Genomic DNA, 10,869 nt, shown 5'->3' with positions numbered 1-10,869 from the left:
TTTGCTTTTAGTTTTAAAGGCCTTGATGATTTTTTAAGAGGTAATGATTTTACTTACGGTATTTACATATACCATATGTTTTTTGTAAATATTTTTGTCCAAATAGGTGGGGGGGGGCAGCATTTATGTAGTATATGTCGCTATTTTGTCTATATGCTGCGCTATAATCAGCTGGTTTTTTGTAGAGAAACCGTGTTTAAACTTAAAAAGTAAAAGTTTATATCGCAGTAGGATGAAAAATGTCTAAAAAAATACTATGGTGTGGAAATTCTTATTATGGATCTCCATTTAAAGTCGGCTGTAATTATTATAGTGAATTACTGGCTAAGGAGGGAAACAAAGTTTTATTTATATCGCCGCCTGTTTCCCCCTTTCATAATAAGATCAACGAAGCCACCAGGCTGGCTCAGGCAAAGAAAGGCTTGCATGAAATTTTTGAAAACTATTTTATATATACCCCATTTGCGCTTATTCCGCCATTTAAAAAGCTGCCGTCCCAATTTTATTGGATTATAAAAATATGGCATATTTTTACCTTGCCAAATTTTAAAAATATGCTTAAAAATTATGATTTCTTAAACGTAGATACTTTAGTGATAGATAATTTCGTATTTCTGCCTTTAATAAACATTATAAAATATAAGAAGTTGATTGTTAGGGTTACCGATAGGCTTGAAGGTTTTGGCGTAGGGGCAGCAGCTATCAAGGCAGAGGAGTATCTAATAAAAAAAGCAGATAAAGTGATATATACATCATCGAATCTTAAAAATTATATAGAAAAATTTAATAAAAGTTGCTTCTATGTACCAAATGGAGTTGATTTTAATAAATTTCAAAAAAAATACGATAAGCCGGATTTTTTTTGCACGATTGCAAAACCAGTTGCCGTTTATGTAGGCGCTATAGAAAGCTGGTTTGACTTCGACCTACTAGATTATGTCGCCGACGAGCTAAAAGATGTGCATTTTTTAATAATTGGAGCCGTAAAATTTAAACCCGACAATTTTGATCAAATACAATCTAGAGAAAATATTACGTTTTACGGCAAGGTCAATAATGATTTGATTGCCTCTTTTTTGCAATTTTCAGACGTCGGTATAATCCCGTTTAGGTTAGATATGGATTTAGTTCATTCTATAAGTCCACTAAAACTATATGAGTATTCTGCGGCTGGACTTTATACAGTAGCGACTAAGTGGCGAGAGTTAGAGCAGCTAAATAGCCCTGCTTTATTAGCCGGTTCGAAAGAGGATTTTGTGACGTGTCTAAAAAAAGCCGTAGCCCTAAGGCAAATAGGCGTGGGCGAAATCGTAAAATTTGCAAAGGACAATGATTGGAACGTAAAAATACAAAAAATATTGAATTTGCTTTTCTCTATATAATAGTTTTTACTTGGTATTGCTTAAATAATTTTGTTGATAGATTTAGTCTATTTTATTTTGGCTCGTATGCGTATATATATAAGGCTTTAATTTATTTAATATGGTTATTTATAGCTGTTTTTTCTTTCAGAAAAAAGACTTCTATATATATGAACATTTTTATTTGTATATTATTTATTTATATGTTTTTTGATATTAAAATTGGAGTTATTACCTTTATAACATATTTTTTACCAGCTATTGCAACCTTCTTTTTCTTTTCAAATTGTGTTAGATCAAAAACTCAAATTAATTTTATTATTTCTGGGCTTGGTTCTTTTTTTATATTATCGGTTTTTTATACTATATTTAATGAGATATTTGGCTATGCCGACTTCGAAAAGGAGGCTTTTAACTTGGTAGGTAACTTATTTGAATCAGATGGAAAAACTAGAATAAGATCATTTTTTGCAGGGGATCAGACTTTATACATATATGGCATTTCTATTGTTATATTATCTTATATTTTTAAGAATAAATATAGATATATCTTTTTATTATCTCTCATGACTTTATATTGCTTTTATATTCCTAAAAATCCATTAGTATTTGTAGCTATTCTTATTTCTATGTTACTTTTACTAAAAATTAATTTTAACCCTATGCTGCTTCATGCATATTTCTTCGTAAATATTTGTATATTATATTATTTTGCAAAAATCACATATCTTTCAGGCGTATGGTCTTTATACGGCTCTTGGCTTCATTATACTCCTTTTGGCACACCTAGTGTTATAACTAGATATGAAATCTGGGATAATGCTATCTCTCTCTTCTTCGCTAATCCTTTTGGATATGGTCTTGGAGCGGCTTCGTATGTTTTTGGCAACGCAAAGATTATTGCGCCCCATTCTGAATATTTAAAAGCACTTATAGAGCTTGGAGTACTTGGCTTTTGTGTATTTTATGCATTTTTATATCATATAATAAAGATGGCTTGGTTATTATATATAAAAATGAAAGATAATATATTTTTATATTTTATAGCATATATTTTTGCTTTTGTTTTTATAAGCTTTTTTAATGATCATTTTTTTGGAAATGCTGAGAAGCTATTTTTTTGGATGATTGCTGGATTGATATATAATTTTGAGTATGGGCAATTGAATGGAAAAATTAGTAATTGATTTTCGTATGCATAAAGCATCCGGTATAGGTACATATATCAAATCGCTACTGCCTTTTTTGGTGGAAAAATTTGAAGTTATTCTGCTTGGTAGTAGAGCCGAGATGCAGGATTATACGTGGAGTAAAAGTGTTCAAATTTTAGAATGCGAATGCAAAATTTATTCTGTAAAAGAGCAGCTTGAACTGCCTTTAACAATTCCTGAATGTGATATTTTTTGGTCTCCACATTTTAATATCCCAATCCTGCCGATAAGAGCAAAATTTAGAGTGGTTACTATCCACGACGTATTCCATTTAGCCTTCTACGATACGCTAAATTTTATGCAGAAAATATATGCAAAAACGCTTTTTAATCAAGCACTAAACCGAAGCAATATAGTTCTTAGCGTTTCAAATTTTTCGCGGAGTGAGATATTAAAATACACTAAAACCGGTAAAAATATTTTCGTTGTGCCAAATGCGATAGATGAGAGGCGCTTTAATCGCCATTGCGATTCAAATGCCTTAGAAGCGGCGGCAAAGGGCTATGGTCTTCCTGAGGATTTCGTTTTATTTGTGGGAAATGTTAAACCGCATAAGAATTTAAAGAATTTATTATTTGCATTGGAAAAGACGAATCTAAATTTGGTTATAGTAGGTAAAAAGGATGGCTTCATAACGGGCGATAGCACTATTTCTGAGATTATTCAGACAAAAAATCTTGGCAATCGTATATTTTTTACGGGCTATGTTAAAGACGCGGATATCGCCGCTATTTATAATTTGGCGAAATTATTCGTATTTCCATCGCTATACGAGGGTTTTGGTATTCCGCCGCTTGAGGCGCAAGCGTGCAGTTGTCCGGTCGTTTGCTCAAATGCTGCGAGTTTGCCTGAAGTTTGCGGCGATAGCGTTGTTTATTTTGATCCGAATGACATAGAAGATATGAGAAATAAAATTCAAACCGTTTTAAACGATAAAAATTTACAAAACGAGCTTCGCGTTAAAGGTTTTGAAAATATAAAAAGATTTAGCTGGGAGCGCTCAGCGAAACAGATAATTGAAATAATGGAGAGTTTGAGATGAAAAAAGCCCTTATCCACGACTGGTTTAGCACCTATGCAGGCGCGGAGAAATGCGTCGAGAGTTTTACCGATATCTGGGATGATTTTGAAATTTACAGCCTCATCGACTTTTTAACCGATGCCGACAGAAATAAAATTTTAAAAGGCAAGCGCGCCCACACGAGCTTTATCCAGAAGCTGCCCTTTGCGAAGGATAAATACCGCAACTATCTGCCGCTATTTCCGCTCGCGATCGAGCAGTTTGATCTAAGCGGCTACGACGTTGTACTATCTAGTTCGCATGCCGTCGCAAAGGGGATTCTCACGCACTCAAATCAACTCCACATCGCTTATGTGCACACGCCGATCCGCTACGCATGGGATCTGTATCATCAGTACTTGCGCGAAAGCGGGCTGGACCGCGGTTTAAAGGGCATGCTGGCGAAGTATTTTTTACATAAAATTAGGCTTTGGGACGCGAGCACCGCAAACCGCGTGGATCACTACGTCGCAAACAGCCGCTACATCGCGCGCCGTATCAAAAAAACATACGGCAAGCCTAGCGACGTCATCTATCCGCCCGTGGATGTGGATAAATTTATGCTGCGCGAAGCTAAAGAGGAGTTTTACCTTACCGCCTCGCGCATGGTGCCGTATAAAAAGATCGATCTCATCGTCGAGGCGTTTTCGCAGATGGATAAAAAGCTGCTAGTTATCGGCGATGGGCCTGATATGGCGAAAATCAAGTCAAAAGCGGGCAAAAATGTCGAGCTTTTGGGCTTCGCAGACGATGAAACGATGGCGGATCTTATGGGGCGAGCTAAGGCGTTTGTTTTTGCCGCCGAGGAGGACTTTGGCATTACGCCGGTAGAAGCGCAGGCGTGCGGCACGCCGGTGATCTGCTTTGGGCGCGGCGGCGCTCGCGAGACGGTACTTGATGGCAAGAGCGGGCTGTATTTTATGGAGCAAAACGCAAAGGAGCTGCTCGCCGCCGTAGCTAAATTTGAGCAAAATTATGATAAATTTGAGCCTGTAAAAATCAGAGAAAATTCTTTAAAATTTTCGCGCGCGCGCTTTGAAGCCGAGATCAAAAGCTACGTCGAGAAAAAATATGAGGAATTTAAGGACGGCCTAAATGACTAATATAATCCTAAGCGGCGGTAGCGGCACGAGGCTGTGGCCCATCAGCCGCACGCTTATGCCGAAGCAGTTCGTGCGCCTCTTTGATGATCGCTCGCTTTTTATGATGAGCTACGAGCGAAATTCCCCGCTATGCGAGCGCACGCTCGTCGTCTCGAACGAGCAGCAGTATTTTTTGGCGCTCGATCAGCTTGAGGTTTTAGGCGCGCGCGGCGTGAAATTTCTACTCGAGCCCGTCGGCAGAAATACGGCTCCTGCGATCGCGCTTGCGTGTTTGAGCCTAAAGGCCGAGGAGATCGTTTTCGTAACGCCGAGCGACCATCTAATTAGAGATGAGGCGGCGTATAAAAACAGCGTCTTGCGCGCGCACGAGCTTGCGAAGCAGGGATTTTTGGTGATGTTTGGTATCAAGCCTACGGATGCAAATACGGGTTACGGCTATATCGAAGCAAACGGTAATGACGTGTTAAAATTTCACGAAAAGCCCGAGCTTGCAGCGGCGCAAAGCTACATAGCGGCGGGGAATTTTTACTGGAACAGCGGCATGTTTATGTTTAAAGCGGGCGTATTTTTAGGCGAACTAAAAGCGCGTAGCCCCGAAATTTACAAAGCCTGCGTTCGTGCGCACGAAAATTCTAACGCGGAAAATCCGATTAGAATTAAACTGGGCGATATGCAAGAGATCCCTGCAGATAGCATCGATTACGCAGTTATGGAGCGCACGAGCCTTGCTAAGGTCGTGCCCGCAGACATAGGCTGGAGCGATCTGGGAAGCTTTGATAGCTTAGACGCCGAGCTGTCCAAAGACGCGAACGGCAACACCGCTAGCGAGCAAAATATCGCTCTAAATTCTAAAAACAATCTCATCATCGGCTCGGGCCGCACGATAGCCGCCATAGATGTCGAGGATCTCGCTATCGTCGATACTAAAGACGCCCTGCTCATATGCAAAAAAGGCTCTACTCAAAAGGTAAAGCAGGTGGTGGAGCGGCTAGGCGGTAGCGATCTAGCGCGCGTGCACGTAACGACGCACCGCCCGTGGGGTAGCTATACGGTGCTCGAAGACGAGCGCGGCTACAAGATCAAGCGCATCGTCGTTAAGCCCGGCAAGCGGCTATCGCTGCAAAAGCACTACCATCGCAACGAGCACTGGATCGTCGTTAGCGGCACTGCGACCGTGACTGTGGGCGAGCGAAATTTTTTGCTGCGCGAGAATGAATCGACGTTCATTAGGATGGGTGAGGTCCATCGCCTCGCAAACGAGGGTAAAATCCCCGTCGTGCTAATCGAAGCTCAAGTCGGCAGCTACACCGGCGAGGACGATATCGTGCGCCTGCAAGATGATTTTAATAGGAGCTAGGATGAAAAAGCAACTCTGCGTTTTGATAATCTTGGCGGTCGATATTTTCGGCATCTGGCTTTGCTTCGGACTTGCCGTGGCGCTTAAAAATCTGCTCTACGGCGATAGCGTGCTGCTGGACATTGGCAGGTATCAAGGCTTCGCGCCATCCTACGTCATAATGATATTTCTATTTTTTTATCAGGGGATCTATTCGAGAAGGTATGATTTTTGGCACGAGAGTAGAATTTTAGTGAGAAGCTGCTTTTTTGGGCTTTTACTCAGCCTTGCGTTGCTTGCTTTAATCAAAGTCAATTACGAATTTTCTCGCGCCAGCTTTATTTTGAGCTTTACCTTTATGGCGGTAGTTTTGCCGCTTTTTAAGCTGGTAACGAAAAGGAAGCTTTTTAAATTTGGATTATGGCAGAAGAGGGCGAAAATTTTAGGCGAGGGCGAGGAATTTGAGAGTGCCGTCTTAGAAAGCGCGTATTTAGGATATGTTAGAGCTCTTGGCGGCGATTACGACGTGCTGTTTATTGGCGGAAGCAGGCTTGGTGCGGAGGCTTTGAACGAGCTTATCGAACATAACATCAGAAAAAACAAAGAAATTTTATTCACCCCCGTGCTGCGCTCATACGATTTTACGCAGGCAGATATTTACAGCGTTTTTGCCTCGCGCACCAGCCTCTTTGCGATACGAAATTCTTTGAAAAGCCCTTTAAATTTAGCGCTTAAACGCGGGCTTGATTTGGTGCTAATTTTCTTAGCGCTTCCTCTGCTGGTGCCGATTTTTGGCATAATCGCGCTGATGATGAAGCTAAAAGAGCCCGCAGGGAGCATATTTTTTTCGCATCAAAGGATGGGATTTGGCGGCAAGCCGTTTGGGTGTCTGAAATTTCGCTCGATGAAAGAGAATGGCGATGAAATTTTAGCGCAGTATCTAAAGCAAAATCCGCAAGAGGTGGAGTATTTTGAAAAATATCATAAATACGAGCACGATCCGCGCATCACGAAGCTGGGCGATTTTTTGCGCAAAAGCTCGCTCGATGAGCTTCCGCAGCTGATCAATGTCCTAAAGGGTGAAATGAGCATCGTAGGTCCTCGCCCGTGCGCGCAATACGAGCGCAAGGATATGGGTGAATATGCAGATCTCATCCTAGCCGTCAAGCCCGGCATTACGGGGCTTTGGCAGGTGAGCGGGCGCAGCGATGTGGATTTTGCGACCAGGGCGGGCATGGATACGTGGTATATGAAAAACTGGTCGATATGGAACGATATCGTGATAATCATAAAAACCTTTAAGGTGGTCCTTGTTCGCGAGGGCGCAATTTAAATTTTAAATTTGGAGAAGAAATATGCAACAGAATTATTGTGAAGATGATGAGATTGATTTGCTAGATTTGGCAAAAAAGATATGGAAATATAAAAAGCAAATTTGTATAGTAACTTGCGGATTTATTGCGATTGAGCTTTTGTACATTCTATTTGCTACTCCGTGGTATAAAGCAACGGCAATGGTAGAAACCGCCTATTATAATAATGAAACTGGTATGCCACAGTATATAACCGAAAGATCCGTTCGGATGCATGAGCTTAGAGTAAAATATATTGATGGACTAAAGGATATTAAGGACAAGAACGTAACGGTTGATAGTATCGTCGCCGATAAAGATAGCGCCAATATATTTATTATAACGGCGTTTGCCAAATCAAACGAATTACTAAAAAAACAGATAGATGAGATGGTGGCAGATTTAAGCAAAGAAGATGCTATAGTTTTAGATGAATATAAAAAGGCTGTACGCGAACAATCGGTAAGTATTGATTCGCAGATAAGTTATTTAAAAAATGATAAAATTCGTAATTTAAAAGAACGCATAGAATATTTAAAAGGTATTCAGATAGCCAAAATAGATGATCAAATAGACATGTTGAACAAGAAAGAAAAGCTTAGCGATGCTGGCGAATTAAAACTGATGGAGTTAATGAATATAAAAGATAAAATTTTAAACGACAATATACCTAAACTAAGTGACGAAATGAGTGCTATAACTCTAGTACAAATTCCTGATTTAATGAAGAAAAAGAGTATTATAGAAAGTAGGCTTTCTGATTTTAATTTTAAAACTTCTCATATAATTTCTAATATAGTTTTATCTGATCGCCCAGCAAAGCCTAAAAAACTAATCATTTTAGCAATATCTGCAATAATAGGACTTATGCTTTCTACCTTTGTAGTATTGGTTTATGATAAATTTAAAACCTGTAATTCCGAAAATAGATAAATTTTAAATAATTTATTTCTATATTGGGGTGTTACGGTTGAATGTAAAGGCTGCTTTGATAAAACTCCCTACTGCGGCGCTTTATATGGAATATTATGTTGCACGAACCTTAGCAAAATTATATATTGGCGCTAAATCAGCAAATGCTATTTTACTAAAGAGTAAGGATGACATTTAGCTATTGCGGTATCAAAGTTAGAATTGTTTTTTGCTTTTTAGCTATGACTATTAAATTTCATCTATGCATCGAACTCTATCGCTTGGATACATTATCGAAAAAGCCATTTATTACTATCGAGTGGCCCTAATTTGCATTTACAAAAGCATCGTAATTATAAATTTAGCGTATTAATTAAAAAGCACCGGTTAGAATTCTATAATTGTAAAGGATTATTGGTGTCCCGTGTAGTATCTATGCAACTTTTAAAAACGCCCCATAATACGTGATTACAGAATATAGCTCTATAGTCGTTAAAGACTATATAACAAAATTTGCTATCCCTTAAGGAGACTTTAAATAATAAGCAAAAATGGGTTAAAACCTATAGACCTTAAGAAATTTAGCTTAAGCTTTGTAGCAGCTCAAGGCTTAAACCCTTAAGTAGGCTAATCAAACACAATTTTTACTTAGTGCTTTAAACGCTTATCCGTAAAATGTATTCTTATTAGTATAAAGAATACAGTAGTAGATAAAGTTTAAGGCACTATTTTTGTCCTTATGCGTCGGGGATTATATTAGAAAGATCTTAAAAACTACTTAGTCGAAATTTATTGATACTCTTTTTGAGCTTTCCTTCTTAGCTAAAAAGTGCCTAAAAGCCCTTAAGCTTCTTTAAAAGCATGGGCAAGCGATGCAATTTCTTACACATTGCCAAGACTTATAAAATACAGAGGTGATGATTCAAAATTTAAGTAAATAGATAAAAAGTAGCGGAATAGAGGAGGGCAAATCGAGCACGGCAAGAGTAGCTAGAATAATAAAGAACGCTAAAGTATTTATTCACATACCAACAAACACCAAAACAGCCATCCATCAGATTATGGAGCAAACAAATAATATAGGAATATAAAAGAGCAATGAAAAGACCAAATAATGAATAAAAGGATAAAGTGGATATTCTAAAAGCTTTTTACACTCATAGCACTAAAAGCAAGCATCAAAGCTTAATAATAGTTGCAGCGATTAAAGCATTAAAGCATTAAAGCATCAAGGTGTTAAGGTGTTAAGGTGTTAAAGCACTTAAATGTTATTTCAAAGTAAAGCTTAAAGTACGGCACTTGAAGCAGCTGTAGCATTTGAGGTAGCAACTCAATACATCAAGCACCTAAAGTAGTAATAAAGATCAATGATGATAGAAATATTAATGGAGATAAGTAAATCGGGTATATGCCGAGAATAATAGACATAAGTATAACAAGCAAATCAAGTATAGTAAGCATAATAGCAAGTAAATCAAGCATGGCAAGCATCGCAAGAATAATCAAGGAGTAAAGAATGTCCGCACAATCCGCTCGATCGCAAATATATCGAAAGGCAGCAAAAACATTAAAAGAATAAGTAAATCAAGTAAATCAAGTCTAGCATGAATAATAAAGGAGTGCAAGAATATACTCTACTACTCATATCGGACTAAACGCCGGGCAAAACGCTCAATACCCATATATCCGCATACACCAAGATATTCAATAATTGTAAAAAAAGCTAAGAAGCTGGATAAACCATACACGGCAAAGAGCCTATAAATATCAAGCAGAATTTAAACAAAGCGGCATAAATTTAAGCAAGAAACATATAAGCAAATCTTACGAAAATCCATATCAAATAACTGAGATATACGCAAAAATCATCGCATTACGAATACCAGTGTAATACCCCAATGACAATATAAGCAAAATACTACCGCTGGCAGTTGCTACATTATACATATCGAAGCAGCTATAGCCAACCGGACTAAGATCAAAAAACGCAGTACTAAGTATCAAAAGATTCCAAACTGGACTAAGATTAAAAATATTATAAGGTGGCATAAATTCCAATAAACGGCAAATAAATAACGATGATTCTTTAACGACGGCAATACTCAAATATACAAACTAGTCTTAAACGATTAAACACCACCCAATAACATTACCCAATAGCGCAATCCCTTAAAAGGCTACACAGGAATTTAAAGTAAAATTTATTAAGATTAAGATGCAAGCAGAGAAATTTTGCACATTAAAAAGCTATGCCCGAATTTAAAGCCTGCTTTAAAAAGCAGAGAACGCTTTTAAAGGATGGGATAAAAGAAAGGGCGCTCCATGCATAGTATTAAAACATCTCATAATATAAAAAGAAGCCATAGAGCATTGCAATCACAAATAACAATATCTTTATGGACTTATAGCTTTTATAGTTATGTGATTATTAAAAATACGCGGGTATATTTTTAAATTTACGTGTAGCTGTAATATACAAAAAATACCACCCAAAAAAAGAGAACTCCTATAAAGCGCTAAAACGTCTCAAAAGA

7 protein-coding genes and 1 pseudogene are annotated in these 10,869 nt (G+C 38.1%); all 8 read left to right on the top strand.

Annotated elements, in window-relative coordinates; genetic code table 11:
* Positions 1-213, top strand: a pseudogene (locus tag Q0460_RS10580) (hypothetical protein); the annotation flags it as partial.
* A 26-nt stretch (positions 214-239) separates the two neighbouring features.
* Positions 240-1,382, top strand: a complete 1,143-nt coding sequence (locus tag Q0460_RS10575; RefSeq protein ID WP_299086722.1) for a glycosyltransferase — start codon at positions 240-242, stop codon at positions 1,380-1,382.
* Positions 1,334-2,548 carry a hypothetical protein gene (locus Q0460_RS10570; protein ID WP_299086719.1) on the top strand — a complete coding sequence of 405 codons (1,215 nt, stop codon included), beginning with the start codon at positions 1,334-1,336 and terminating at the stop codon, positions 2,546-2,548. Before Q0460_RS10575 ends, Q0460_RS10570 begins: the two co-directional genes overlap by 49 nt.
* On the top strand, positions 2,529-3,614 hold the full coding sequence (locus tag Q0460_RS10565) for a glycosyltransferase family 1 protein (RefSeq protein WP_299086716.1): 1,086 nt from the start codon (positions 2,529-2,531) through the stop codon (positions 3,612-3,614). The genes Q0460_RS10570 and Q0460_RS10565 overlap by 20 nt, the downstream gene beginning before the upstream one ends.
* Positions 3,611-4,735 (top strand): glycosyltransferase family 4 protein, encoded by a 1,125-nt coding sequence (locus Q0460_RS10560; protein ID WP_299086713.1) that lies wholly within the window; start codon positions 3,611-3,613, stop codon positions 4,733-4,735. The genes Q0460_RS10565 and Q0460_RS10560 overlap by 4 nt, the downstream gene beginning before the upstream one ends.
* Entirely contained in the window at positions 4,728-6,092 is a 1,365-nt protein-coding gene (locus Q0460_RS10555; RefSeq protein WP_299086710.1) for a mannose-1-phosphate guanylyltransferase/mannose-6-phosphate isomerase, read from the top strand. Before Q0460_RS10560 ends, Q0460_RS10555 begins: the two co-directional genes overlap by 8 nt.
* Before the next feature lies 1 nt (position 6,093).
* Complete coding sequence (locus Q0460_RS10550; protein ID WP_299086707.1) at positions 6,094-7,404, top strand: sugar transferase; 1,311 nt, start codon at positions 6,094-6,096, stop codon at positions 7,402-7,404.
* Between the two features lie 22 nt (positions 7,405-7,426).
* Positions 7,427-8,356, top strand: coding sequence for a Wzz/FepE/Etk N-terminal domain-containing protein (locus tag Q0460_RS10545; RefSeq protein ID WP_299086704.1), 930 nt, complete (start codon positions 7,427-7,429; stop codon positions 8,354-8,356).
* Positions 8,357-10,869 lie beyond the last annotated feature (2,513 nt).

Origin of the sequence: uncultured Campylobacter sp. (genome assembly GCF_937980635.1) — a bacterium.
Classification (GTDB): Bacteria; Campylobacterota; Campylobacteria; order Campylobacterales; family Campylobacteraceae; genus Campylobacter_B.
The sequence above is the reverse complement of the archived record's forward strand: the minus strand, read 5'-3'. Positions and strand labels throughout refer to the sequence as shown.